Below are 25892 nucleotides of genomic sequence, written 5' to 3' on the forward strand. Positions count from 1 at the left end.
AGAGCCGATGGCCTGCATCCTTCCTCCTCTTGTTGACCAACCGGACCACGCACTGCATACGGTTGGGCCAGGCGGCGCGACCAAAAAGGGGGATCGCGCGTCACCGCATCAGGGAGGAATGCATGGCAGGGCTTCTCGCTCTATCCAGAACGATCGATCGTATGAACGAGTTCATCGGCAAATCGGTATCCTGGCTGATCCTGCTGGCGATCCTGGTGAGTGCGGCCAACGCGGTCATCCGCAAGGTGTTCGACACGTCGTCGAACGCCTGGCTCGAGCTGCAATGGTACCTGTTCGGCGCCGCCTTCATGCTGGCCGCCGCCTACACGCTGAAACAGAACGAGCATATCCGCATCGATATCGTCTACGGCCTGTTTTCACGCCGCGTGCAGCACTGGATCGACCTCTTCGGCCACGTCTTCTTCCTGATGCCGTTCGTGACGCTGATGGTGTTCTATTTCGTGCCCTACGTATCGCTGTCGTTCCACAGCGGTGAAATGTCGACCAACGCCGGCGGCCTGATCGTGTGGCCGGCCAAGGCCATCCTGCTGGTCGGTTTTTTCCTGCTCGCGCTGCAGGGCATTTCCGAGATCATCAAGAAGATCGCCATCATGCGCGGCGTCATTGAGGATCCCAACCCATTCATTTCCGTGCACGAACAGGCTGAACTCGAAGCCAAGGCGCTCGCTGAAGAAGCCAAGGCGCTCGCCGAAGAGGTGCGTTCGTGATGGAGTTCATCGCCCAGAACATGGCGCCCATCATGTTCGCCTCGCTGATCCTGTTCATGCTGATCGGCTATCCCGTCGCCTTTTCGCTCGCCGCCAACGGCCTGATGTTCTTCTTCATCGGCGTGCTTTTGACGCCCTATTCGGGCGGCGCGATCAATCTCGCCTGGCCGCTGCTCTATGCGCTGCCGGACAATTTCTACGGCAGCCGGGTGATGTCGAACGATACGCTGCTGGCCATCCCGTTCTTCACCTTCATGGGCATCGTGCTTGAGCGATCCGGCATGGCCGAGGACCTGCTGGACACGATCGGCCAGTTGTTCGGACCGATCCGCGGCGGCCTCGCCTATGCGGTGATCTTCGTCGGCGCGCTGCTGGCGGCGACCACCGGCGTGGTGGCGGCATCCGTCATTGCCATGGGGCTGATCTCGCTGCCGATCATGCTGCGCTATGGTTATGACCGCAGGGTGGCATCGGGCGTCATCGCGGCGTCGGGCACGCTTGCCCAGATCATTCCGCCATCGCTGGTGCTGATCGTTCTCGCCGACCAGCTCGGCCGCTCGGTGGGCGATATGTATGCCGGCGCCCTGATCCCCGGCCTGGTGCTGACCGGCCTGTACACGCTCTACATCGTGATCATGTCGATCGTCCGGCCCAAATCTATGCCGGCCCTGCCGCTCGCGGCGCGGACACTCGGCCATGGCGTGGTGTCCTTGCTGATCGCGCTGGTAGCGGCCGTGACCATCGCCTATGCGGCCTACCATTACCTGGTGCCCGCTCATGGCGACAATGCCGACATCCTCGGCGCGGCAGTCGGCGTCATCTTCATCTACGTCGTCGCGATTCTCGACCGCGGCCTGAACATCAACATGATGTCGCGGCTGGCACAGCAGGTCGTGATCGTGCTGATCCCGCCGCTGGCGCTGATCTTCCTGGTGCTCGGCACCATCTTCCTCGGCATCGCCACCCCAACCGAGGGCGGCGCCATGGGCGCGGTCGGCGCGCTGGCGATGGCGGCGATGAAGGGCCGGCTGTCGATGGACGTGATCAAGCAGGCGCTGGCCTCGACGACGCGGCTGTCGTCCTTCGTGCTGTTCATCCTGATCGGCGCGCGGGTGTTCTCGCTGACCTTCTATGGGGTCAACGGCCAGATCTGGGTCGAGCATCTCTTGACCTCGCTGCCGGGCGGCGAAGTCGGCTTCCTGATCGGCGTCAACTTGCTCGTCTTCTTCCTCGCCTTTTTCCTCGATTTCTTCGAACTGGCCTTCATTATTGTGCCGCTGCTGGCGCCGGCCGCCGACAAGCTCGGCATCGACCTGATCTGGTTCGGCGTGCTTCTGGGTGTCAACATGCAGACCAGCTTCATGCATCCGCCGTTCGGTTTCGCGCTGTTCTACCTGCGCTCGGTCGCCTCGCGCGTGCCCTACCTCGACCGCCTGACCGGCAAGCAGATCGCGCCGGTGACGACGGGCCAGATCTATTGGGGCGCGGTGCCGTTCGTCTGCATCCAGGTGATCATGATCGGCCTGACCATCGCCTTCCCGCAAATGGTGATGCGCTACAAGGGCGCGGCCGTCGATTCCGGCACGATCGACTACAAGGTGCCGGAAATGCCCAGCCTGTCGCCGCTTGGTACGCCGGAAGGTGGCGGCGCGCCTGCCAATGGCGGTGGCGCACCGGCGACGCCCGGCACGCCCGACCTGTCGCAACCGCCGAATTTCGGCGATACGCCGCCAGCCAAGCCGGCGACACCGACGCCGGACCTGTCGCAGCCGCCGAATTTCAACTGAGCTCGGAGGAGGGGAAGACGCCATGAAAGCCGTGCGGCTGGAGAGAGTGGGCAGCATCGCGCTACGCGAAGTCGCCAAGCCGGCCCCCGGCCCGGACGAGCTTCTGGTGCGGATCGAGGCCTGCGGTGTCTGCGGCACAGACCGGCATCTTTTCCACGGCGAATTCCCCTGCAAGCCGCCTGTGACGCCCGGGCACGAATTCTCCGGCATCATCGAGGCGGTCGGCACCTCCGTCTCCGGCTTTGCCGTCGGCGACCGGGTCACTGGTGATCCCAACATTGCCTGCGGACGCTGCGGCCACTGCCATGCCGGCCGCGTCAATCTGTGCCGCAATCTCACCGCCATCGGCATCCACCGCGACGGCGGCTTTGCCGACTATGTGGTGATGCCGCAGAAACAGGCTTTTGTTCTTCCCGCGGATATGAAGCCGACACATGGCGCTTTCTGCGAGCCGCTCGGCTGCTGCCTGCACGGCGTCGACCTTGCCGAGATCAAGCCGGGCAGTTCGGTTGTCGTGCTCGGCGGCGGCGTCATCGGCCTGCTCACCGTTCAACTGGCGCGGCTTGCCGGGGCCACCACCATCATCCTGTCGACAAGGCAAGCCTCGCGGCGCGCGCTTGCCAGGGAACTCGGTGCGACGGCGACGGTCGATCCCACCGCCGCCGATGTGATCGACGCCATCGCCGGTCCGACCGGCCTGATGCCTGACGGCGGCGACGTCGTGTTCGAATGCGCCGGTGTGCGCGAGACCGTCGAGCAGTCGATGCGGCTGGCAAGGGCCGGCGGCACCGTCGTCATCGTCGGCGTGACGCCGCAAGGCATGAAGGCGGAATTCGAGCCCTTCGACCTGCTGTTCCGGGAGCTGAAGGTGCTGGGCTCGTTTCTCAACCCCTACACGCACCGCCGCGCCGCCGCGCTCATCGCGTCGGGCGCGATCGAGATCGACCGGCTGATCTCCAGGCAAGTCACGCTCGAAGAGGCGCCGACGGTGATCGCCAACGCGCCGGCTCCAGGCGAAGTGAAGGTGCTGGTGGTGCCGGGTTTGGGCTGAGGCGCGGGCTTCGGGCGTCTGGCAATTGCCGTCGCCGTTGAGCAAAGAAAAGCCCCGGGACAGAAAAGCCCCGAGGCTTTCGAACAAACAAAGTGCGATCGCCTACAGCTTGCCGTTGCGCTGCTGGACCATCATGAAGGTATCGTAGTTGTATTCGGCCACCTGCGCCCAGAGATAGTGCTCCTTGCGGAAGCCCTTGATCGATTCCCAGATCTTCTTGAACGGCGCGTTCGAGGCTTCCATTTCGGCATAGACCTCGTTGGCTTTCTCGAAGCACGCGGCCATGATCTCCTGGCTGAACGGACGCAGTTTCGCCCCGCCGGCCACCAGCCGCTTCACCGCCGGAGGGTTCACGTAGTCGTATTTCTGCAGCATGTTGGCATCGGCGGCCTGGGCGCACGTGCGCAGCAGCGATTTGTAGGTCGGCGAAAGCTCGTCGTATTTCGCCTTGTTGAACATCAGGTGGACGGTCGGGCCGCCCTCCCACCAGCCCGGATAGTAGTAATAGGGGGCGACCTTGTAGAAGCCGAGCTTCTCGTCGTCATAGGGGCCGACCCATTCGGCGGCGTCGATGGTGCCCTTTTCCAGCGCCGGATAGATGTCGCCGCCGGCGATCTGCTGCGGCACGACGCCGAGCTTCTGCACCACTTTGCCGGCAAAGCCGCCGATGCGCATCTTGAGTCCGGAGAGGTCGGCGACGGTGTTGATCTCCTTGCGGAACCAGCCACCCATCTGCACGCCGGTGTTGCCGCCCGGCAGGCCGAACAGACCTTGCGTGGCGAGGAACTCATTGAATAGGTCGATGCCGCCGCCATGGTAGTGCCAGGCATTCATGCCGCGCGCGTTGAGCGAGAAGGGCACCGCCGCACCCAGCGCCCATGTCGGGTCCTTGCCCCAGTAATAATATGCCACCGTATGGCAGGCCTCGACCGTGCCGGCCGTGGTGGCGTCGGCGGCCTGCAGACCGGGAACGAGTTCGCCTGCGGCAAAGACCTGGATCTGGAAATTGCCGTCGGTGGCTTCAGACAGCATCTTGGAGAACACTTCGGCCCCGCCATAGATGGTGTCGAGCGACTTCGGGAAGGAGGACGCCAGCCGCCATGTCACCTTGGGATTGGACTGGGCTATTGCCGGTGCGGCGAGCGTGGCCGCTGCCGCGGCTGCGCCGACGCCGGTGACGCCGGCCTTGCGGATGAATGAACGACGATCCATGCAGTTCCTCCCTTTTGGATCAACAGACCGACGTTCGGGAAATCCTCGGCCCCCGCATCGGTTCGCACGAAACAATACACGGGCAAGGAGTCGAGTCCAGCACCGCGGCCGGATTTGGTGGCGAAGCCGTGCGACCCTGCAACTATAGTCTAACAGGCGGTTTCCTGGCCCATGCGACACGCTGAAACTTGGCTGGAAAAATGCCGGGGGATCGCTTATTTTAAAGGCAGGACATCCCTTGCCAGATGGAAAACAGACCCAAAATGCAGCAGCCGCTCGTCGCCATATCGACCGACGTCCGTCAATTCGACAACTACACCTGGCATGCCGCGCCCCAACAATATCTGGAAGCAGCAATCGTAGGTGCCGGCGTTTTCCCCCTGCTGGTGCCTTCGTTCGGCGACCGGCTGGACTTCGACGAACTCCTGTCGTCGGTCGACGGCGTCATGCTGACCGGCTCGAAATCCAACGTCGATCCCTCACTCTATGGCGGCGATGCCAGCGAAGCCAATGGCCCCTATGACACCGCGCGCGACTCCACGACGCTGCCGCTGATCCGCAAGGCGATCGAGCGCGGCGTGCCGCTGCTTGCCATCTGCCGCGGCATCCAGGAGCTGAACGTGGCGCTTGGCGGTACACTGGGCACCGAGATCCAGGAGCGCGAGGGGTCGCTGGACCACCGCGCGGCGGTGAGCGACAAACAGGATGAGCGCTTCGCCATTCACCAGACCATTTCGATCAAGCCAGGCAGTTGCCTCGCCGGCGTGTTCGGCGCGGGCGACATCAAGGTCAATTCCTTGCATCGCCAGGCGATCGACCGGTTGGGCTCGAAGCTCGAGATCGAGGCTGTCGCCGCTGACGGCACGGTCGAAGCGGTTTCGGTCAAGGGCGCGCGCGCCTTCGCCGTCGGCGTCCAATGGCATCCCGAATACTGGGTCAAATCGGACAGCAATTCCGCCAAGATTTTTCGGGCTTTCGGTGATGCGGTGCGTTTGCACGCGGCGGCGAAAGCCGGCGCACGGGCCGCGGCTGAGTAGTCAGTCTCCGCGCTTCAAGCCACCGTTTGATGCCAGCGACAGCAACGGCAGCGCCGGGGCGTAGGATTCGTAGCCGTTGCCATCAGCCACGGCGAAGGTGACGATCGGATCGATGCCGTCGGCGCTGAAGGCGACCGTTCCGTCGTTTTGCTCGCGCCAGAATTTCGCCTGCTCGAGGCCCGGCAGGAGCCGTCGGCAATTCGGAGCCACGGTCAACAGCGACAAGCCATCCGAGACCGAGGCGCCGCGCGTGACCGCGCAGGCCCCCTCGTCGCCATTGGCGACCAGTCTGTAGGTGTTGGACGGCGTAGCCTCTTCGCCGACGCTTTCAACACCGCCGGCATGAAACAGCTGAACGCCGCCGAACAAGGCGGAGGCCCCGATCAATGTGGAAAGCGTCTTCATCCTGATCTTCACCCACGCATACACAGGATGAAGAATGATTTCAAAGGGTTAAGCAGACGTTAATAAATAGGGCAGAGCCCGGCGCTCAAGCGCGTGCCTTCACGTCAACAGTCTCGGGCACCGGTGTCAGCGGCCGGCGCTCGCTGAACCACGACACCAGATTGTCGACGCACAGATCGGCCATGGCGCGGCGCGTGTGCTCCGAAGCCGAGCCGACATGCGGCAACAGAGAGGTGTTTGGCAAGTCGAGCAACGCCTTGGGGACATTCGGCTCGTCGGCGAAGACATCGAGCCCGGCTGCGGCGATGGTGCCGTCGGCGAGAGCGGCCGCCAGGGCAGCCTCGTCGACGGTGCTGCCGCGGCCGATGTTGACGAAGACGCCGTTCGCGCCGAGCGCCGAAAGGATTTCGGCATTGACCGCTTTCTGTGTCGATGCTCCGCCGGGCGCCACCGAAATCAGCGTGTCGACTGCCTCGGCCAAGCCCTTCAGCGTCGCGTGATACTGGTAGGCAAGACCTTCGACACGACGCCGATTGTGATAGGCGACGGGCAGTCCGAACGCCTCCAGCCGCCGTGCAATGGCCTGGCCGATGCGGCCCATCCCGAAAATGCCGACACGGCGCGCGCGCAAGGTCAGCCGGCTCAGCGGATAGTTGCCCTTGCGCACCCAGCTGCCGTCACGCAGCCAGGTCTCGGCGCGCGGCAGGTCGCGGATTGTGTTGATCAGCAGGCCGATCGCGGTGTCGGCGACCTCCTCGGTCAGGACGTCGGGCGTGTTGGTGACCATGATGTTCTTCGCCGCCGCATGGTGGACCTCGACCGAATCATAGCCGACGCCGAAGGAGGCGATGAGTTCGAGATTGGGCAACGCATCCATCATCGCCGCACTGATGCCGGCAAAGGATGCGATGCCACGCACGGCGCGGCGCATCTCCTCGGTGACCAGCGCCGGATCGGCGCGCTCGATGCCGACGCGCCTGAAGGTCCGTTCGATACGCCCGACGGCGTGATCGCTGAAATCCGCCGGCACCAAAATGGCAACGGCTTGCAGATCCTTGGCCCTGGTCATGCACGCTCCACCGGCTTGCCGGTCGACTGGCGCACATGCAGTTCCGGCTTGATCAATTCCTGCGAGGGCCGCACCGTCTGCCCGTTGAGCTTGTCGAGCAGCGCGCTGGCGGCGCGGCGACCGACCTCGCGCTGGCCATTCCAGACGGTGGTCAGCGCCGGCGTGGCGATCGCCGCCTCCTCGAGATCGTCATAGCCGGTGACGGAGATGTCGATGCCCGGCACCAGGCCGGCGCGCGCTATGCCGTTCATCAGGCCGATGGCGACGAGGTCGTTCCAGCAGCAGGCGGCGGTCGGTCTGTCCTTCAGCGCCAGGAACTGCCCGGCCGCCTCGAAGCCGGCTTGCTTGGTGCGCGGCCCGGCAATGCGCCAGGACGGTCTGACCTCAAGCCCCGCCGCCTCCATGGCGTTGACATAGCCCTGGTAGCGATCACGCCCGGTCGAGGTCTGGTCGGTGCCGCCAATCATGGCGATGCGCTTGTGGCCGAGCGAGATCAGGTGGTTGGTGGCGAGGCCCGTGCCATACGCATCGTCACCGCGAAACACCGGCACGTCGGCGCCCTCGACGGTGCGTGCGATCAGCACCGCCGGCAAGCCGTTCTCCTCGGCCATGACGATATCCGATGCGGGCGTGCCGATGGCCGGCGACATGATGACGCCGTCGGCGCCGAGCTGCAGCAGCGTATCGATGAAGGTGCGCTGCTTTTCGAGCTGATCATAATGATTGGACAGGATGAAGGTTTGCCGGCTGCGGTCGAGCTCACTCTCGATCGAGCGCAGGATCTCGGCGAAGAACGGGTTCATGATGTCGTGCACGACGACACCGACAATGCCCGAGCGCGAGGTGCGCAGACTGGCGGCGCGGCGGTTGTAGATATAGCCGATGGCGCGGGCGTGTTCCTTGATGCGGTCGCGCGTCGAGCCGGCGACCAGCGGACTGTCGCGCAGCGCCAGCGAAACCGTGGCCGTGGACACGCCGAGCGCATCCGCGATCGTCGACAGCTTGATCTTCTGTGCCAGGCTTTCGCTCCCCGTCGTTTTTTAAACTGTTTAAGGGCGGCCTTATGCCATCGATCGGGGCCAAATCAAAGTTTTTTTGCCAGCGCTTCGGCCTCGACATCCGAGGCCGCGCGGCTGCGGAGCCTGAGCCGGTGTTCGCGATGGACGATGTAGAGGCCACTGGCGACGATGATGGCGGCGCCGACCAGCGTCCAGCGGTCGGGGAACTGCTTGAAGACAAGCCAGCCGGAAATGATCATCCACACCATCTGCGAATACGGATAGGGCGCCAGAGCCGTGGTCGTCGCCAGCCGATAGGCCTGCACCAGCAGCCAATGGCCAACGCCGCCGAACACGCCAAGCATGAGCAGGACGAACCAGTGCCACCCATCATGCGGCAAGGAGAAGGAGAACGGCAGCATGGGTAAAAGCAGCACCGCCGGCGCCAGCGCCGAAAACAGGATCAGGCTTTCCGACGTTTCGGTCGCCGACATGCGGCGCGTCATGATGACATAGAAGCAGTTCGACAGCATCGAGCCGAGCGCGAAGAGATGTCCGACGCCGAAAACACCGACACCCGGCCTCGTGATGATCAAGACGCCGGCGAAAGCGGCCAGGATCGCCAGCCAACGCCGCCAACCGGCCCATTCGCCCAGCAGCGGGCCGGCAAGCGCGGTGATCACCATCGGCCCGAAGAAATAGATCGATGTCGTCTCGGCCAGTTGCAGGGAGCGCAGCGCCAGGACGTTGAACATGGTGGAGCCGAACAGGAAGGCGCCGCGTATCACATGCGCGGGCAAGTTGACCGGGCGAAACCGCACCGGCTCGCGCCAGCCGCGCAGCAGCGCCCCGACCAGCACGACATGCACGGCAAAGCGCACCCAGGCGACGATCAGGACGGAGACGCCTGCAAGGACGAGATATTTGCTGCTGGTGTCGAGGAAGGTGAAGAAGACATAGGTCGTCAGCATGCACAGGATCGCCACCGGCGGCGTCGCGCTTTCTGCATCTCTTTGGGAAGGATTCACGTGCAGGCCGGGGGAAAAGCTGGGCTGGAGCCCACCTTTGCGGGAATTGTCGCTTGCCGGCAAGCCAAAAGCGTCTGGCACAACAAGACGCCTGGGACAGGCTTAGCCCTCGTCCGGCATGTCACGGCCCAACCGGCAACGGGTTGACCATGCCCGCCGCCAACAGCGGCGCATTGTCGGTGCGGCCGGATCTGGTTGGCACCGCCGCAGGACTAGCCGCCGCAATGAGGATCGGCGGCGGGGCACTCATCGCCTCCATCGCCGGTCTGTTTCTTGCAGATTCAGCTCAGCGCTTTTTTCCATGATGCTTGTGTCGGCGATATTCGCATTGCTGGCGGCACTGTATGCCGCTCTTCTCGATCGGCGGCAGCCAGTCGATTGAGTTTGTGAGTTTGCCTCTATGCATGCATGTGGGCACCCTTGGTGATCTTGTCGACGATCTTCTTCCCTGCGCGCAGCGCGATGCCGACCACCTTGGCGTCTTCGGGCGCGAATTCGGCAAAGACGGCGCGATTGGCGGCGTCGAAGCCGGTCGAAAACATCTCCTCGACATAGAGCGAGGTGGTGACGCCGCGTTCCAGCGCACGCCGGTGGATCGCACCAAGCGCCGCATGGTCGGCCGAGAGTACGATGACCGGCTGGATCGACAGGGGATTGTAGAGATTATCGGCGCGGTCGCGATAGGGCTCGCCGATGATGTCGGGGAATTGCGCGACGACGCCGCTGGTCAGGAAGGCGGTGACGTTGAGTTTCTGCCAGACGGGCAGATCTTCCCGCAGTACGATTGCAAATTTCGTATCAAACATGAGAAAATGCGCCATTCGAGTTTAGGCCCCGTATTGCGAGGCTGAAGGAGACGATGTCGTTCGAACTAGACCGCCAGGCCTTCGAGGGTCTTGGACGTTTGTGCGCCGATGCCGCTGAAAGCTGCATCATCTCGGCTCCCGACCCTGCGGGGATGGAGCGCATCGAGGCGCGGTTTCACGGCAGCGCCTTCGATCCCCATCGCCACGACACCTATGCGATCGGGGTGACGCTGCGCGGCGTGCAGACCTTTCGCTATCGTGGCGCCGCGCGGCACAGCCTGCCCGGCCAGATCATCGTGCTGCATCCGGACGAATTGCACGATGGCGGCGCGGGCACCGAGGAAGGCCTGCGCTACAGAATGCTCTATCTCGAGCCGTCACTGATGCTCGACTGTCTCGGCGGCACGGCGCTGCCGTTCGTCAGGGATGGGGTGGTGACCGACGATGCCTTCTGCGCGACGCTGCTTTCGGCGCTTGGGCCATTGGAGCGGGAACTCGACGAGCTGTTCATCGACGACTTCCTGGCTCAACTGATGCAAAGCCTCGCCCGGCATGCCGGGCAGCCGGCAAAGGCACTGGCCGGGACGGCGTGGCGGGCGGCGACACTGGCGCGTGAATATCTCACGGAAAACCTCGACCGGCCCGTGCGTTCGGACGAGTTGGAAGCCATCACGGGTCTCGACCGCTATGCCCTGTCGAGACATTTCCGTGCGGCCTTCTCGACCAGTCCGCATCGTTTCCTGGTGATGCGCCGGCTTCAGAGCGCGCGCAAGATGATCGCCTCCGGCGAGCCCTTGGCACAGATCGCGGTCGAGGCCGGCTTCAGCGACCAGAGCCACTTCAACAGGCAATTCAAGAAAGCGTTCGGCATGACACCGGGACGCTGGTCGTCCTTGATCCACGGAGCTGCCGCGGCGGCTTGATAGCCGAAGAGATCATTCGTCCGCCTCGGCGTCGTCGTCGATCAACACCAGTTCCTCGTTGGAGAGGTTGGCCTCGATACGGGCGAGCAGCTTGAACAGCGCCTTCTGGTCTTTCTTGTCGAGGCCCTTCAGCGCCTGCTTTTCGGTCTTCTTCACCGACTTCTCGATGGCGCGGATGGTTTCACGGCCGGTATCGGTGAGGAAGATATGGGCCTGGCGGGCATCGGATTCCGATGCGCGTTTTTCCAGAAAGCCCTGCGCCTGCAGCCGGTTGATGGTCTTGGTGATGGTCGGCGGACGCACGCCGAGACGCCCGGCAAGAGTGCCCGGTGTCTGGCCGTCCTCGCGGTCCAGCGACAGCATGATCTGGTCCTGGCCGGCGTAGAAGCCGTGCGCCAGAAGCCGTGCCGCGAGCGCGGTCCTTGCCAGCCTTGCCGCCGAATGCAGCCGGCTCATCGTTGCAGTCTTGTCCGCCTTGGCCATGGTCATCCCTCTTCGGCCGTACCGGTGCGCACAGCATAGACGCAGCCGGCCGGTTGGCAATCGACGATCGAAAAAGATTCCGGCATCCGAAACAGCTTTGCCGGCAAGCATTTGCGGTGTCCGCCGTGGTGATGCCAGATGTTTATTTCAGTTAGATGACAAACGAGTTTCGCGTGCAGGAAATTCGGCCAACCGCTGCGTGAATGCGATCCGGCAACCGATAGCCCCGGACAAGAAGCCCCCTTGATCATTCCATCGCGCGGCGACGACCGCTTTTCGCGGCCACGATGTCAGAACGAATCCCAGCCGTTAAATTTGGCCCATGGTTTGGCCCGTGCAAAAGCCCGGCGCACATCCTATATGGAACCGACAATCCCTTTCGCGGCCTGGATTTCAGGGCCAGTCATTTCGAGGCAAGCCATGAGCGACGCACAGACGCAGATCCCCGTAACCGTTCTTACCGGCTATCTCGGCGCCGGCAAGACGACGCTGCTCAACCGCATCCTGTCGGAGAACCACGGCAAGCGTTACGCCGTGATCGTCAACGAATTCGGCGAGATCGGCATCGACAACGAGCTGATCGTGGAATCCGACGAGGAAATCTACGAGATGAACAATGGCTGCGTCTGCTGCACGGTGCGCGGCGACCTGATCCGCGTCGTCGAGGGCCTGATGCGCCGGCCCGGCCGCTTCGACGCCATCGTCGTCGAGACCACCGGGCTCGCCGATCCGGTGCCGGTGGCGCAGACCTTCTTCATGGACGACGACGTGCGCTCCAAGACCAAGCTCGATGCCGTGGTGGCGCTGGTCGACGCCAAGCATTTGCCGCTGCGGCTCAAGGATTCCAGGGAAGCCGAGGACCAGATCGCCTTCGCCGACGTCGTCGTGCTCAACAAGACCGACCTTGTGACCCCGGAAGAGCTCGCCAAGGTCGAGGCGACGATCCGCGCCATCAATCCGGCGGCCAGGATCCATCGTACGACGCGCGCCGGTGTCGACCTGTCGGAAGTGCTCGACCGCGGCGCCTTCGACCTGTCCCGGGCATTGGAAAACGATCCGCATTTCCTCGAGGCGAATGACGAACATGACCACCATGATCATGATCATCACGACCATGATGGCCACGATCACCACCATCATGATCATGACGGGCATGACCATCACGCGCATCCTTCCGACATCCATGACGTGACGGTGCAGTCGGTGTCGCTGCGCGGCGGCGAGATGGACCCGAAGAAATTCTTCCCTTGGATCGAGAAGATCACCCAGATGGAAGGCCCCAACATCCTGCGACTGAAAGGCATCATCGCGCTCAAGGGCGATGATGAGCGCTATGTCATCCAGGGCGTGCACATGATCATCGAGGGCGATCACCAGCGCGCCTGGAAGGACGGCGAAAAGCACGAAAGCCGGCTGGTCTTCATCGGCCGCGAACTCGACGCCGAGCGGCTGAAGAAGAGCTTCGAGGCCTGCCAAGCCTCGTAAGGCTGTATTGAAGGGCTCTCGAGATTGACTATAGGTCCATGTACACATATCATGTGTACATGGACCCGAGGAGATTTCTGATGCCCAGGTCGGCCGACAACAAAACCGAGCGCTATCAAATCCGCATCGCGCCTGCGCAGAAGGCGATGATCGCGCGCGCCGCCGCGCTATCTCATCAGGACGTTACCGACTTCATTCTCAACAAGGTGGTTCCGGAAGCACAGGCCGTAATCGAAGCAGCCGAGGTTGCGAAAGTGTCCGACCGCGATTTCACACGTATACTCGATCTGCTGGAGAACCCGCCGAAACCCAATGCCAAGCTCCGAGCAGCGATCGCAGCCTTGCCGGATACTCTGTGACGCTTCCCGCCTGGCACGAGGAGCCGATTGCGAAACGCCATGATCGGGCCTCGTTCGATTGCGGCGATGCGCAGATGAACGATTTTCTGCGGCGGTTCGCGCGGCAAAGCCACGAACAAAATGCCGCCAAGACTTTCTGTGCGATCGACGATACGGCTTTGGAGCGGATCTTTGGCTTCTATACGATCGCGCCGTCAGCCATTGCTCATGAAACCGTGCCGGAGACGATGACGAGAGGCTTGGCACGGCACGAGGTCTCCGGCTTCAAGCTTGCCCGGCTGGCGACCGACCGCAGCGTCGCCAGGCAAGGACTCGGAGGTCAACTGCTTGGCGCCGCCGCGTTGCGCTGCTTGCGACTTGCTGGCGAAGGCGGCGGCATCCTGCTTATCATCGATGCCAAGAGCGAGCGGGCCGCGCGATGGTATGCCAGCTACGGGGCCGAGCGTCTCGATGGATCGGATCTGACCTTGGTGATGCCATTGGCGACGTTCGCAACCGATCTGCGGGCGAAGGGGCTGCTTTGATGACAGCCTCTCGCCGATTGATCTGCCGGTTGCCGGAACCGCAGACGTCGAGTAAGCCGCCTCTGTAATCTCATTCAGTTGAACAAAGACAATCATGTCCACAGTCGCCCCGCTTGATCTCGAAGGCCATTGCGTTACCGCCGTCTTCCTTGGCGATGTGCCGCATTTCGCGCTGGCCGATGGCGCTATCCATCGGCTCGACAATGGCCACAAGACTGTGCAGGCTAATGATGGGCTGCTCGCGGCCTTTCATGACGCGGCCAACGACCGGCTGATCACCGGCGGTGAGGACGGCAAGGTGTTTGCCGTCAAAGCCGGCGGTGAGACCCAGGAGGTGGCGAGCGCCGGCAAGAAATGGATCACCAGCGTTGCCGCCGGGCCGCAAGGGGCCGTCGCCTATGCCACGGGCAAGACCGCCTTCGTGCGCTTCGCCGATGGTAAGACCCGGGAATTTGCCCATCCGCGCTCGGTCGAGGGGCTGGCGTTCTCGCCCAAGGGCATGCGCTTCGGCGTTGCCCGCTACAATGGCGCGACGCTGCATTTCCCCGCTGCGGAGGGCAAGCCGGTGGAACTCGAATGGGCGGGCGCCCACACCGGCATCACCTTCTCGCCGGATGGCGCCTTTCTGGTTACCACCATGCAGGAAAACGCCCTGCATGGCTGGAAACTCGCCGACGGCAAGCACATGCGCATGAGCGGCTATCCCGGCAAGGTCAAAAGCCTGTCGTGGAGCGTGAAAGGCAAGTGGCTGGCCAGTTCCGGCGCGCCGGCGGCGATCGTCTGGCCGTTTTCGGCCAAGGACGGGCCGATGGGCAAGGCGCCGCTGGAACTCGGCACCCGGGGCAACGCCATGGTGACGGCGGTCGCTTGCCACCCGAGCCAGGATGTCGTCGCCGTCGGCTATGACGACGGCATGGTCATGGCCGTGCGCTTTTCCGACGCCAAGGAAGTGCTTTTGCGGCGCCCGGGCAAAGGCGCCATCACCGCGATGATGTGGGACAAGGAAGAACGCCGCGTCGCCTTCGGCAGTGCCGCCGGCGACTGCGGCGTCATCGACATCACTGCGTAGTTTCGAAACAGCGGATTACTCGGCGCCGCAGGAAACCTTGCCGGTCAGATCGACCGGCTTGCCATCGCTGTCCTTGTCGTCCGTGCTGTCATAGACGGCGAGTTTGTAGTCTCCATCATAGACGCCCTCGTCGCTGGCCCTGGTCAGGATCGTAAGTTCGACCGAACTGTAGGTCTTGGCCACCTCCTGCTCGTGGTAGATGTTCAGCCGCAGCTCGTTGTTGTCGAGCCAGTACTGGGTGAGATTGGAGTTCTCGAAAGTGGTCTTGCGCAGCTGATCGCCGGCCGGCCCTGCCTTGATCTCCAGGTCGCCGCGAAAATTGAAGGTCGGGCCCCCCATGCCGGTGGTGACGCCGGCATCGACCTGGAATTTCACCTGTGGATCATCGACGGAGCACCAGATGCCGCCGGTCGCACAGGCCGTACCGGCCGACAGGAACAGTGCCGTCACGCAGATGATCGTCCGCATTTCCCTTGCCCCCTATTGCCGTTCCCATTGGCGCCGACTTCGCGCAGAGCGTCAAGCGCCGCCAGCTAGGGCTGAGCCAATGCAGAACGGACGCGCGGCCAATTGCCGATGCGGAGGTGGATTGGCTAAGAGGGACGTGCCAGAGGGGTTTTCATGCACAGCGACAGTTCAACGACCATCGGCGGCATCAGCCGCGACCGCATCGCGCAATTGCGCGAGACGGAAGGTGCCGTATTCCGCGAGGCGCGGCCGAAATCGCAGGCCAAGGTCGGCAACGGCTTGCCCGGCTTCTTCGGCGGCGTGCCGATGCACTGGATGAACGACTGGCCGACGCCGTTTCCGATCCTGGTCGACAGCGCCCGCGGCGCCACGATCACCGACATGGACGGCAACAAGCTCGACGATTTCTGCCTCGGCGACACCGGTTCGATGTTCGGCCATTCGCCGCCGCCGGTGGCACGCGCCCTTCGCCGCCAGGCTGGGCGCGGCTTGACTTACATGCTGCCTTCGGAAGACGCGCTCGCCATCGGGCCGCTGCTGCAGCAGCGCTTCGGCCTGCCGTTCTGGCAGATCGCGACGACGGCGACCGACGCCAACCGGTTCGCGCTACGCGTCGCCCGCGCCATCACTGGGAGAGAAAAAATCCTGGTCTTCAATGGCTGCTATCACGGCTCGGTGGACGAGACGATGGTGCGGCTGATCGACGGCAAGCCCGTCAACCGGCCAGGACTGGCGGGTGAATTCCGCGACCTGACCCGCTCGGCCAAGGTCATCGAATTCAACGATGTCGCCGCTCTCGAAGCGGCGCTGAAGGACGGGGATGTCGCTTGCGTCATCGCGGAGCCGGTGCTGACCAATTCCTGCATGGTGCTTGCCGATCCCGGCTACCATGATGCGCTGCGAAAGTTGACGCGCGAAGCGGGCACGCTGCTTTTGATCGACGAGACGCACACGATCTCGACCGGCCCGGGCGGCTACACCAGGAAATATGGGCTGGAGCCGGACTTGTTCGTGCTGGGCAAGCCGATTGCCGGCGGCGTGCCGGCGAGCGTCTGGGGCATGAGCGAGGAGGTCGCGTCGCGCTATGCCGACTATAACAGGACGAAAGAGCCTGGCTATTCCGGCATGGGCACGACGCTGTCGGCCAACCCGCTGCAGTTCGCGGCGATGCGCGCCACGCTCGAGGAGGTGATGACGCAGGAGAATTACGACCGCATGGATCATCTGGCGCGGCGGCTCGATGCCGGGCTGACCGGCGTGATCGATCGCTATCGTCTGCCCTGGCATATCTCCCGTGTCGGGGCTCGCGTCGAGTTCATCTGCGCGCCCGGCCCGCTGCGCAATGGCGCCGAGGCGGAGGGTGCGCATGCATCGGAACTGGAGGCCGCCATCCATGTCGCGCTGGTCAATCGCGGCGTGCTGATCGCACCCTTCCACAACATGATGCTGGTCTCGCCGGCAACGTCAGGCGCCCAGGTCAACCGGCTGATCACCGCTTTTGGCGCGGTTGCGGCAAAGCTTGCGGCATGAGACAAGCCACCAAGCCAAACCCGAGTTCCATCATGACTTCACCTTCGGGCTCGACGCCCACCGAGGCGCAAGCCTTCCTCGACGCCCATCCCGAGGTCGAGGCCTTCGATATCGTGCTGACCGACGCCAACGGCGTCGGGCGCGGCAAGATCGTGCGCCGGCATGAGCTGAAAAGCATTTTCGAAGGCGGCCGGCATATGCCGATCTCGATCCTCGGCCTCGACATCACCGGCGAGGATGTGCACGAAACCGGGCTGATCTGGGACAGCGGCGATGGCGATCTCAGGGCCTGGCCGATTCCCGGCACGCTGGTGCCGCTTTACGGCACGAACCCGCCCCGCGGCCAGGTGCTGATGGCGATGCACCATCTCGACGGCCAGCCAATGTCGTCGGACCCGCGGCTGGCGCTTGCCCGGCAGGTCGACATACTGGCGGCCAAGGGCCTCCATCCGGCTGGCGCCTTCGAGCTGGAGTTTTTTCTGCTGGCCAATGAGCGCGATGCCGAGGGCAAGGTGCAGCCGGCGCGCGCGGTGCTCGATGGCCGCGTCTCGGGCAAGACGGAAGTCTATTCCGTCGACCATCTGCACGGCATGGAGCCGCTGTTCTCCGACATCTACGCCGCCGCCAAGGCGCAAGGCATTCCGGCCGAGACGGTGATCTCGGAATATGCGCCTGGCCAGTACGAATTGACGCTGAACTACCGCAAGGACGTGATCCGGGCGGCGGACGACCTGGTCATGCTGAAGCGGCTGGTGCGGGCGCAGGCGCGCCGCCACGGCGTCACCGCCTGCTTCATGGCCAAGCCGATCGAGAAATATGCCGGCTCCGGCATGCATTTCCATGTCTCGCTGCAGGACAAGGACGGCCGAAACGTCTTTTCGGAAGCAGCCGGCGAGAACTGGTCGTTGCCGCTGCTGCGTGGCCTCGGCGGGCTGATCCAGACCATGGCGGAATCGATGCTGGTGTTTGCGCCGCACGCCAATTCCTGGCGCCGCTTCGTCTCGCAATCCTATGCACCGGTGGCGCCGACCTGGGGCGTCAACAACCGCTCGGTGGCGCTGCGCGTGCCGGCGGGCGATGCGAAAAACCGGCGCATCGAACATCGTCCGTCCGGCGTCGACGCCAACCCCTATCTGATTGCGGCGACGGTGCTCGCCGGCATCGTCAAAGGCCTCGATGAAGGGCTTGATCCAGGCCCCGAAACGACCGGCAATGGCTATGAGGCGTCCGTCACCCGTACGACGATGCCGGCCGATTGGCGCGCCGCCATCGAAGCAGCCAAGGCGTCCAGCTTTCTGAAAGGCGCGCTCGGCGAGGACCTGCACCGCACCTTCGTGGCGATCAAGCAGTCCGAATACCTGCGCGTGGCGCGCACGGTCAGCGAACTCGACTATCACCTTTACCTGCACGAAGTCTGATGGCTGGGTGACCCGGCGACGATCACTTTTTCGCCGTCGTCATCTAAATGAGGTGGCGTATCAGCCATCCCATAGAAATATTGGCGGAACCTTCCCGAGGCCTCGCTCATTCCTGACTTGATCGCGAGAGCGGACAAGGCCGCCAGGGATATGATTGCGAAGATGCCGACAACGCCTGCGCCGCACCACGCCAAGGTGCAGGCGAGGCACTGGCCGAAGCAGCAGCCAGCCGAAACACCTGATGACGATGCCGCGGACACGGTTTCCGAATTGCGAGAGGTCGCGAAGGGATGCCGCCGCTGTCCGCTTTGGCGCGATGCGACGCAGACGGTATTCGGTGAAGGGCCTGACAATGCCAAGGTGATTTTTGTCGGCGAACAGCCGGGCGACCAGGAAGACCTCGCCGGCCAGCCATTCGTCGGCCCGGCGGGCAAGGTGTTCGATGCCATATTGGACGATGCCGGGGTCGATCGCCTGAAGGTCTACGTCACCAACGCGGTCAAGCACTTCAAATTCGAGCCGCGCGGCAAGCGGCGCATCCATTCCAAGCCGAATGTCGGCGAGGTTCAAGCCTGCCGCTGGTGGCTCGACCAGGAATTTGACCTGATCAAGCCGAACGTCGCCGTGGCGCTCGGCGCCACGGCGGCGCTGTCCCTGCTTGGCAAGGCGATACCGGTAACCAAGATGCGCGGCCAGGTGATCGAACGCGAGGATGGCTTGCGGGTCTTCATCACCATTCATCCCTCCTTCATCCTGCGTATTCGTGATCACGCCGACAAAGAGGCCGAACGCGAGCGGTTTTTGCAGGATATGAAGCAGGTGAAGCGGCTTATGGCCGCTTGATTGCCGGTCTAAAGCGCTTCGCGTCGAAACGGATTCATGCGACGCGCTTCAGGTCTTTGTGTTGATGCATGTCCTTCCCCCAAAACCGAGGTCACTTGGGCGACATGCATTAGCGGACGAGAATTGCCCTGAGATCGTTGACGTTCGTGCCGGTCGGGCCGGGCACGAAGAGATCGCCGACGGCATTGAAGGCCGTCCAGGCATTGTTGCCGGCGAGCATCGCCTTGGCATCCACGCCCGCCGCGCGCATCCGTGAAACGGTCGAGCCGTCGGCGAAGGCGCCGGCATTGTTTTCCGAACCGTCGATGCCGTCGGTGTCGGCCGCCAAGGCATGAATGCCTTCCAAGCCATTGATGCCGATGGCGAAGGCGAGCAGGAATTCCGAGTTGCGGCCACCCTTGCCTTTGGCCCGCAAGGTCACGGTGGTCTCACCGCCCGAAAGGATCAGAACCGGCTTTTGGAAGGGCCGGTTGCGCGTCGCCACTTCGCGGGCAATCGCGGCGTGGACGCCGCCGACCTCGCGCGCTTCGCCTTCAACGGCATCGGAGAGGATGACGGCTTCAATGCCTTTCCGCCTGGCTTCTACTGCTGCCGCTTCCAGCGACACGCCGGCTGATGCGATCAGATGCACTTCGTTACGCGAAAAACGCTCGTCGTCGGGATCTGGCGCGTCGGCCGCAGGCGACCGGATATGCGCCATGACCGCGTCCGGCAGTTTCATGCCATGGGCTGATATCAAAGCCAGGGCATCTTCACGGCTGCCGGTATCGGGAACGGTCGGGCCGGACGCGACAAGGGCCGGATTGTCGCCGGGGATGTCGGAGACCACCAGCGACACCACCTTGGCCGGCCAGGCCGCGGCAGCCAGCCGGCCGCCCTTGATGGTGGAGAGGTGCTTGCGGATGGTGTTCATCGCCGCGATCGGCGCGCCGGAGGCGAGCAGCGCCTCGTTGACGGCGATCTCGTCGGCCAGCGTCAGGCCGGCGGCCGGAGACGGCAGCAGCGCCGAACCCCCGCCGGAAATCAGTGCCACGACCAGATCGTCCGCTGTCAGCCCGTGCACCTTCTCCAGCAGCCGCCGCGAGGCCTCGAGCCCGGCGGCGTCCGGTACAGGATGCGCCGCCTCGATGATCTCGATGCGCTCGCATTTGGCGCCATAGCCGTAGCGCGTGACGACCAGCCCTTCGATCGGGCCATCCCAGACCTTTTCGAAGGCCGCGGCCATCTGCGCCGAGCCCTTGCCGGCGCCGATGACGATGGTGCGGCCCCTGGGCCTGACCGGCAAATGGTCGCGGATGGTACGCTCCGGATCGGCGGCGGCGACGGCGGCATTGAAGATCGAGGTAAGAAAAACCTTGGGATCGGGCACGGTCATTCGGGGTCCGCGGACAGTGCCAGCTCGCGCCTGTCCATGCCCAGGTTATCGCACAGCGCATCGACCACCACGCCATGATCCTGGCGCTCCGGCAGGCCGGACACCGCGATCACACCGATGACACCGGCGCCCTTGACCGTGACCGGGAAGCCGCCGCCGGCCAGCACGTAGTCAGCAATATCCAGCCCCTCGCCGATCTTGAAGGTGCGGTCAGGACGTTGCTGTTCAAGCACCAGACGGTAAGTGCTTCTGAGATAGCGCTTCACGACATTGATCTTGCGCCGCGCCCAGTCGGGGTTGGAAGCGTTCGAACCCGGCATGGCGGCATAGAAAAGCGGCCGGTCCCATAGCCTGATGTCGACGATGATCGGCAGGTTCTCGGCCATTGCACGACCACGGATGGCTGCGCCGATCTCGAAGGCGACGGCCTCGTCGAAGGCTGCGAAGACAAGTGTCTCTTCCTGTCTCTTGATCAGAGCGATGTCGTCAGCAACGGCCATGTCTCTTTTCTCCGAAAATCGTGACGTTTCGTTTGTACGACAACATCGGCCGGGTCAAGCTTCCATCGCGGCGCCCCCTCATCCGGCCGCCGCGCGGCCGCGTTCTCCCGGTTGGGAGAAGAGCCTGGCGCCAGCGCCGGCGGTCTCCTCTCTCCTTGGGGGGCCGGATCGCCCCGAATTGCCCTTCGCAATTCGGTTGGCAAGACGGGGTTCACCCCGCGATCATGTCGCTCTTGGCCGCGCGCCCCGCCACATAGACCTCGCGCACGGCTCGGTCGTCGCCAAGCGTCTGCAGCAGAAACAATTCCTGCGCCAGCGTCTCGACCGTCTCCATCCTGAGCCGCATGGCGGGCGTCGCCCTGGCATCGAGCACGACGATGTCTGCATCGGTGCCTTCCTCCAACGTGCCGATCTTGTCCGTCACCGACAGCGCCTCTGCGTTGCCGCGCGTGATCTGCCAGAAAGACTGGAACGGGTTCAGCTTCTCGCCATTGAGCGCGATGACCTTGTAGCCCTCGTCCATGGTGCGCAGCATCGAATAGTTGGTGCCGCCGCCGACATCGGTGGCGGCACCTATGCGCAACGGCTTGTCGCGGCGACGAAAGCGCTGATAGTCGAACAGGCCGGAACCGAGGAACAGGTTCGAGGTCGGGCAGAACACGGCCACCGAACCGCTGTCCGACAGGGCGTCCGCCTCGCGCTCCGACAAATGGATGCAGTGGCCGAACAGGCTCTTTTTGCCCAGCAGCCCATAATGCTCGTAAACATCGGTGTAGTCGCGCGACCAGGGGTAGAGTTCCCCGGTGAAGGCGATCTCGGCGTGGTTTTCCGACAGATGCGTCTGCATGTGCAGGTCGGCATGTTCGCGGCACAACGCGCCGGCCATCTCCATCTGCTCCGGTGACGAGGTGATGGCGAAACGTGGCGTGATGGCATAGAGCTGGCGGCCCTTGCCGTGCCATTCGGCGATCAGCGCCTTGGTGTCGTCATAGCCCGATTGCGGCGTATCGAGCACGCCTTCGGGCGCGTTGCGGTCCATCATCACCTTGCCGGCGACGTTGAGCATGTCGCGCGCATGCGACTCGGCGAAGAAGGCTTCCGCCGACGCCTTGTGCACGGAGCAGTAGGCGGCAACGGTCGTGGTGCCATGGCGCACCGTCTCATCGAGGAACAGGCGCGCGATGCGGCGGCCATGCTGGGCGTTGGCGAATTTTGTTTCCTCGGGAAAGGTGTAGGTGTTCAGCCAATCGAGCAGCTCGGCGCCATGGGACGCGATGACCTGCATCTGCGGGAAATGCACATGGGCATCGATGAAGCCCGGCAGCAGCAGATGCGGCCGGTGGTCGATTTTTTTCGCCGTCTCACCGGCCTGTTTCTCGACATCGGCATAGGCGCCTGCCGCAATGATCCTGCCGTCGCTTATCAGCAGCCCGCCATCCTCCTCGTAGCGCCAGGCGGAGTGGTCGTCGATGGTTTGCGGCCAGCGCACGAAGGACAGCGTGCGGCCACGCAGAAGTGTCGAGGTCATGCTTATTTCCCCGCGCCTTCGAACCACGCCACCAGCAACGCCCGTTCCTTGTCTGATATCTGCGAGACATTGGCTGGCGGCATGGCGTGGCTGCGGCCGGCCTGCAGATAGATATCGCGGGCATGCTCGGCGATGCCGGCGTCCGTATCCAGCATCACCCCCTTGGGTGCGTGATAGATGCCTTCATAGACCGGCTCCTGTGAATGACACATCGAGCAGCGGCCGAGCACGGTGTCGCGCACGGCCGGGAAATGCGCCGAAGCGATATAGACCTCAGCCGCGGCGGAGGCCTTGGGTTCGCCGGTCAGCACCTTCGGCACCGTCGACAGCCAGATGATGATGAGAAACAGGACAAGGGCGCCCAGCCACGTCCAGTGCGGATTGCCGGCGCGCTTGTGCACGCTGTTGAAATAATGCCGGATCAGGACGCCGATGATGAACACCAGCGAGGCGATGACCCAGTTGAACTCGGTGCCGAACGCCAGCGGATAATGGTTCGACAGCATCAGGAACAGGACGGGCAACGTCAGATAGTTGTTGTGGAGCGAACGCTGCTTGGCGATCTTGCCGTATTTCGGATCCGGCTTGCGGCCGGCGATGAGGTCGGCGACGACGATCTTCTGGTTGGGAATGATGACCATGAAGACGTTGGCCGACATGATCGTCGCGGTGATGGCACCCAGATGCAGGAAGGCGGCGCGGCCGGTGAACAGATGCGTCAGCCCCCAGGCGATGAACACCAGCACGCAGTAGAGCACCAGCATCAGGCCGGTGTCGCTTCTTCCGAGCGGCGAGCGGCACAAGAGATCATAGACCACCCAGCCGACGCCGATCGTCGCCATCGACAGCAGGATGCCGACCGGTACCGACATCGGCAGCACGTTGGGATCGATCAGGAACAGGTCAGCGCCGGCGTAATAAACCACGCACAGCATCGCGAAGCCGGAAAGCCAGGTGGCGTAGGATTCCCATTTGAACCAGGTCAGGTGTTCCGGCATCTCGGACGGCGCCACCAGATATTTCTGGATGTGGTAGAAGCCGCCGCCATGCACCTGCCATTCCTCGCCGAAGGCCCCAACCGGCATGCCCGGGCGCTGGCGCAGACCAAGATCGAGTGCGACGAAGTAGAAGGACGAGCCGATCCAGGCGATGCCGGTAACGACGTGCAGCCAGCGCACGGCGAAGCTCAGCCAGTCCCAGAAAATCGCGAAATCCATCATTGAAGTCGTCCCTGCCGATCCGGTGACTTTACGGTGTGGTGCGCAAACGAAAAGAGGCGAGGTGTACGATGACTTTCAAAAAAAATTGGAAAATACTAGTTTGATGGCCACAAACCGGCGAAGGTGCTCCGTATGGCCTATCTCGACAACATCGCCGTCTTCGTCCGCGTCGTCGAGCTCGGCAATCTGTCGGCGGCCGGCCGCGACATGCGCATTTCGCCGGCTGTCGCCTCCAATCGCATCAAGGAACTGGAGAAGCATCTCGGCGTGCGGCTGTTCAACCGCACCACCCGGCAGTTGATGCCAACAGAACACGGCACTGTTTTCTATTCCGGCGCCAAGCAGGTGCTGGAAGCGATCACCGAGGCGGAGGCTGCCGTCTCGGCGCTGTCCGGCCAGCCGCGCGGCACCATCCGCGTCACCGCGCCGCTCGGTCTCGGGCGACGGCTGGTGGCCTCGGGCATTCCCGATTTCCATGACAAATACCCTGACATCGAGGTGCGGCTCAGGCTCTCGGACCACAATGTCGACATCATGAAGGAAGGCATCGACGTCGCCTTCCGGCTCGGCATCATCGAGGATTCCAGTCTTCGGATGCGTGGCATCATGGAATGCGAGCGCGTGCTGGTCGCCGCACCAAAATATCTGGAGGCGCGCGGCGAGCCGATGGAGCCGCAGGAGCTGATCGGCAGGAAACATGATTGCCTGATGCTGCGCTATTCCGGCGCGCGCGAATATGTCTGGACCTTGCAGACCCCGACCGGGCCGCAAAAGTTCGAGGTACACGGCCCATACGACACCGATGATGGCGACGTGCTGACCGGTTGGGCCTTGTCAGGGCGCGGCATCATCAACAAGCCGCGCTTCGAGGTCGAGCCGTTCATCCGCGACCGCCGGCTGAAGGTGATCCTGAGCAACACGCCACCGACGCCGGTGCAGTTCGCGGCCGTTTATCCGCACAAGAAGCTGCAGGACCCCAAGGTGCGGCTGCTGCTCGACTTCATGGCGGAGCGCTGCCAGCGGCTGATCAAGGATCTTCTGGCCGGCAAGTAGGCGGAAGGGCGAACTGGCCTGCAAGTGATGGCCTCGTGGCCTATCCGATCCGGTTGCCTTGCGCGAAAGCCAGCCTAGGCTGGTCTAGCCGGGGCCATCACCTTGCCCTGCAGAGCCCGATGATCCGCGGTCACGTGGCTGACCAGCGCCGTCATGATCTCGGCGGCCGCCAGCGCGGCGATGACGGGCGGGCGCTTGTCCTTGACCGCATCGCCGCCGATCGGCGAGACGAGGCGGGCGAATTCAGCCTCCGTACCGTCCGCCGACTTCAGGAACCAGCTCCTGAACGTGGCTTTCTTGGTCTTCGACCCGATCATGCCGACATAGGCCGCGTCGTCGCGTTTCAGCGCCTCGGCGACGATCAGGAAATCGAGCGCATGGTCATGAGTGAGGATGGCGAAGGCGGTGCCGGCCGGGGCGTTGCGCACCTCGGCCTCCGGCATGGGGGTCAGCCGAGTCTCCACGGTTTCCGGCATGCCTTCCAGCGCCTCGGCGCGAGTTTCGATGACGACGCCGCGCACGGGAAGGAGCGCAATGGTCGACGCCAGCGCCTGGCCGACATGACCGCCGCCGAAAATATAGACATGCGGCATATGAGCTTCCTCGGCTTCCGCCGCCGCGACCAGTTCGGCGGCCAATGCGGTATCGACCAACCGGATCAGCACCTCGACCCGCCCGCCACAGCACTGGCCGATTTCGGGGCCGAGCGGGACGTCAAGCGTGGTGCGGACTTCGTCGACCGCGACGCGGGACGTCGACTGCAGGCGGTTGGACCCACCCGATGGCGCCACCATCTGCCGCGCCTTGTCGATGGCCATGTATTCGAGTTGACCGCCGCCGATCGTGCCAAAGATCGCCGTTCGCGAGACGAGCATGAAGGCGCCCTTCTCACGCGGCGTCGAGCCCCTGGTGCCGGCCACTTCGACCAGGGCAAGACGGCCGACGCCGCCGAGAAAGGCTTTCAGGCTTTGTGCTTTCGAGTTCATGGTTTCA

The 25892-nt window shown here is 63.6% G+C and carries 26 protein-coding genes; 13 read left to right on the plus strand and 13 right to left on the minus strand.

Annotated features, from left to right (window positions below; all coding sequences use genetic code 11):
• Nucleotides 1-122: 122 nt before the first annotated feature.
• The 3 genes from O7A70_RS20455 to O7A70_RS20465 are packed head-to-tail and all read left to right on the plus strand — an operon-like array spanning nt 123 to nt 3566.
• Nucleotides 123-728, plus strand: a complete 606-nt coding sequence (locus tag O7A70_RS20455) for a TRAP transporter small permease subunit (protein WP_337141999.1) — start codon at nt 123-125, stop codon at nt 726-728.
• Nucleotides 728-2515: a TRAP transporter large permease gene (locus tag O7A70_RS20460; RefSeq protein WP_337142000.1), complete on the plus strand. Its 1788-nt coding sequence runs from the start codon at nt 728-730 to the stop codon at nt 2513-2515. Before O7A70_RS20455 ends, O7A70_RS20460 begins: the two co-directional genes overlap by 1 nt.
• 22 nt (nt 2516-2537) lie before the next feature.
• On the plus strand, nt 2538-3566 hold the full coding sequence (locus O7A70_RS20465; protein ID WP_337142001.1) for a zinc-dependent alcohol dehydrogenase family protein: 1029 nt from the start codon (nt 2538-2540) through the stop codon (nt 3564-3566).
• A gap of 102 nt (nt 3567-3668) precedes the next feature.
• Here the strand turns inward: O7A70_RS20465 and O7A70_RS20470 are convergent, their stop codons facing one another.
• Nucleotides 3669-4778 (minus strand): TRAP transporter substrate-binding protein, encoded by a 1110-nt coding sequence (locus O7A70_RS20470; RefSeq protein WP_027142806.1) that lies wholly within the window; start codon nt 4776-4778, stop codon nt 3669-3671.
• A 263-nt stretch (nt 4779-5041) separates the two neighbouring features.
• Between O7A70_RS20470 and O7A70_RS20475 the strand changes: the two genes are divergently transcribed.
• Entirely contained in the window at nt 5042-5815 is a 774-nt protein-coding gene (locus O7A70_RS20475) for a gamma-glutamyl-gamma-aminobutyrate hydrolase family protein (protein WP_140506725.1), read from the plus strand.
• On the opposite strand, the gene O7A70_RS20480 is transcribed toward O7A70_RS20475, so the two are convergent.
• The 5 genes from O7A70_RS20480 to O7A70_RS20500 all read right to left on the minus strand — a co-directional run bounded on the left by O7A70_RS20480 (nt 5816) and on the right by O7A70_RS20500 (nt 10121).
• Nucleotides 5816-6220, minus strand: a complete 405-nt coding sequence (locus tag O7A70_RS20480; protein ID WP_337142002.1) for a hypothetical protein — start codon at nt 6218-6220, stop codon at nt 5816-5818.
• Nucleotides 6221-6305: 85 nt separating this feature from the next.
• A complete protein-coding gene (locus O7A70_RS20485; RefSeq protein WP_337142003.1) occupies nt 6306-7289 on the minus strand; it encodes a 2-hydroxyacid dehydrogenase in 984 nt (327 codons plus the stop codon).
• On the minus strand, nt 7286-8308 hold the full coding sequence (locus O7A70_RS20490; protein ID WP_084636511.1) for a LacI family DNA-binding transcriptional regulator: 1023 nt from the start codon (nt 8306-8308) through the stop codon (nt 7286-7288). Before O7A70_RS20490 ends, O7A70_RS20485 begins: the two co-directional genes overlap by 4 nt.
• Nucleotides 8309-8373: 65 nt before the next feature.
• Entirely contained in the window at nt 8374-9258 is an 885-nt protein-coding gene (locus O7A70_RS20495) for a DMT family transporter (protein ID WP_181165949.1), read from the minus strand.
• Between the two features lie 455 nt (nt 9259-9713).
• Nucleotides 9714-10121: a DUF2000 family protein gene (locus tag O7A70_RS20500; protein ID WP_337142004.1), complete on the minus strand. Its 408-nt coding sequence runs from the start codon at nt 10119-10121 to the stop codon at nt 9714-9716.
• A gap of 53 nt (nt 10122-10174) precedes the next feature.
• On the opposite strand from O7A70_RS20500, the gene O7A70_RS20505 reads away from it, so the two are divergent.
• A complete protein-coding gene (locus O7A70_RS20505; protein WP_337142005.1) occupies nt 10175-11044 on the plus strand; it encodes an AraC family transcriptional regulator in 870 nt (289 codons plus the stop codon).
• Nucleotides 11045-11056: 12 nt separating this feature from the next.
• Here the strand turns inward: O7A70_RS20505 and O7A70_RS20510 are convergent, their stop codons facing one another.
• Complete coding sequence (locus tag O7A70_RS20510; protein WP_337142006.1) at nt 11057-11527, minus strand: MarR family winged helix-turn-helix transcriptional regulator; 471 nt, start codon at nt 11525-11527, stop codon at nt 11057-11059.
• Between the two features lie 420 nt (nt 11528-11947).
• On the opposite strand from O7A70_RS20510, the gene O7A70_RS20515 reads away from it, so the two are divergent.
• From O7A70_RS20515 to O7A70_RS20530, 4 genes are all read left to right on the plus strand, one after another.
• On the plus strand, nt 11948-13012 hold the full coding sequence (locus tag O7A70_RS20515) for a CobW family GTP-binding protein (protein WP_337142007.1): 1065 nt from the start codon (nt 11948-11950) through the stop codon (nt 13010-13012).
• A gap of 80 nt (nt 13013-13092) precedes the next feature.
• Entirely contained in the window at nt 13093-13371 is a 279-nt protein-coding gene (locus O7A70_RS20520; protein WP_027142795.1) for a type II toxin-antitoxin system TacA family antitoxin, read from the plus strand.
• Nucleotides 13368-13895, plus strand: coding sequence for a GNAT family N-acetyltransferase (locus tag O7A70_RS20525; RefSeq protein WP_337142008.1), 528 nt, complete (start codon nt 13368-13370; stop codon nt 13893-13895). The genes O7A70_RS20520 and O7A70_RS20525 overlap by 4 nt, the downstream gene beginning before the upstream one ends.
• Nucleotides 13896-13989: 94 nt before the next feature.
• Nucleotides 13990-14964 (plus strand): WD40 repeat domain-containing protein, encoded by a 975-nt coding sequence (locus O7A70_RS20530; RefSeq protein ID WP_337142009.1) that lies wholly within the window; start codon nt 13990-13992, stop codon nt 14962-14964.
• 15 nt (nt 14965-14979) lie between these two features.
• On the opposite strand, the gene O7A70_RS20535 is transcribed toward O7A70_RS20530, so the two are convergent.
• On the minus strand, nt 14980-15432 hold the full coding sequence (locus tag O7A70_RS20535) for a hypothetical protein (RefSeq protein ID WP_337142010.1): 453 nt from the start codon (nt 15430-15432) through the stop codon (nt 14980-14982).
• Nucleotides 15433-15585: 153 nt separating this feature from the next.
• On the opposite strand from O7A70_RS20535, the gene O7A70_RS20540 reads away from it, so the two are divergent.
• The 3 genes from O7A70_RS20540 (at nt 15586) to O7A70_RS20550 (ending at nt 19223) form a co-directional block, all read left to right on the plus strand.
• The gene (locus O7A70_RS20540) at nt 15586-16962 is read left to right on the plus strand and encodes an aspartate aminotransferase family protein (protein ID WP_337142011.1); all 1377 of its coding nucleotides are present in this window, start codon (nt 15586-15588) and stop codon (nt 16960-16962) included.
• Nucleotides 16963-16994: 32 nt separating this feature from the next.
• Nucleotides 16995-18380: a glutamine synthetase family protein gene (locus O7A70_RS20545; protein WP_337130254.1), complete on the plus strand. Its 1386-nt coding sequence runs from the start codon at nt 16995-16997 to the stop codon at nt 18378-18380.
• A gap of 117 nt (nt 18381-18497) precedes the next feature.
• Complete coding sequence (locus tag O7A70_RS20550; protein ID WP_280940096.1) at nt 18498-19223, plus strand: UdgX family uracil-DNA binding protein; 726 nt, start codon at nt 18498-18500, stop codon at nt 19221-19223.
• 109 nt (nt 19224-19332) lie between these two features.
• Here O7A70_RS20550 and O7A70_RS20555 read toward each other — a convergent pair whose 3' ends face one another.
• The 4 genes from O7A70_RS20555 to O7A70_RS20570 form a co-directional block, all read right to left on the minus strand.
• Nucleotides 19333-20598 (minus strand): glycerate kinase type-2 family protein, encoded by a 1266-nt coding sequence (locus O7A70_RS20555; protein WP_337142013.1) that lies wholly within the window; start codon nt 20596-20598, stop codon nt 19333-19335.
• Nucleotides 20595-21098, minus strand: coding sequence for a heme-degrading domain-containing protein (locus O7A70_RS20560; RefSeq protein WP_337142015.1), 504 nt, complete (start codon nt 21096-21098; stop codon nt 20595-20597). The genes O7A70_RS20555 and O7A70_RS20560 overlap by 4 nt, the downstream gene beginning before the upstream one ends.
• A gap of 211 nt (nt 21099-21309) precedes the next feature.
• Nucleotides 21310-22626, minus strand: a complete 1317-nt coding sequence (gene guaD / locus O7A70_RS20565; RefSeq protein WP_337142017.1) for a guanine deaminase — start codon at nt 22624-22626, stop codon at nt 21310-21312.
• Nucleotides 22627-22628: 2 nt separating this feature from the next.
• Nucleotides 22629-23846 (minus strand): urate hydroxylase PuuD, encoded by a 1218-nt coding sequence (locus tag O7A70_RS20570; RefSeq protein ID WP_337142018.1) that lies wholly within the window; start codon nt 23844-23846, stop codon nt 22629-22631.
• Between the two features lie 132 nt (nt 23847-23978).
• Between O7A70_RS20570 and O7A70_RS20575 the strand changes: the two genes are divergently transcribed.
• Nucleotides 23979-24899, plus strand: a complete 921-nt coding sequence (locus O7A70_RS20575) for a LysR family transcriptional regulator (RefSeq protein ID WP_027142784.1) — start codon at nt 23979-23981, stop codon at nt 24897-24899.
• A gap of 74 nt (nt 24900-24973) precedes the next feature.
• Here the strand turns inward: O7A70_RS20575 and xdhC are convergent, their stop codons facing one another.
• The gene (gene xdhC, locus O7A70_RS20580; protein WP_027142783.1) at nt 24974-25885 is read right to left on the minus strand and encodes a xanthine dehydrogenase accessory protein XdhC; all 912 of its coding nucleotides are present in this window, start codon (nt 25883-25885) and stop codon (nt 24974-24976) included.
• Nucleotides 25886-25892: the final 7 nt, after the last annotated feature.

Origin of the sequence: Mesorhizobium sp. Cs1299R1N1 (assembly GCF_037179655.1) — a bacterium.
In the GTDB taxonomy this organism is placed as follows: Bacteria; Pseudomonadota; Alphaproteobacteria; order Rhizobiales; family Rhizobiaceae; genus Mesorhizobium; species Mesorhizobium salmacidum.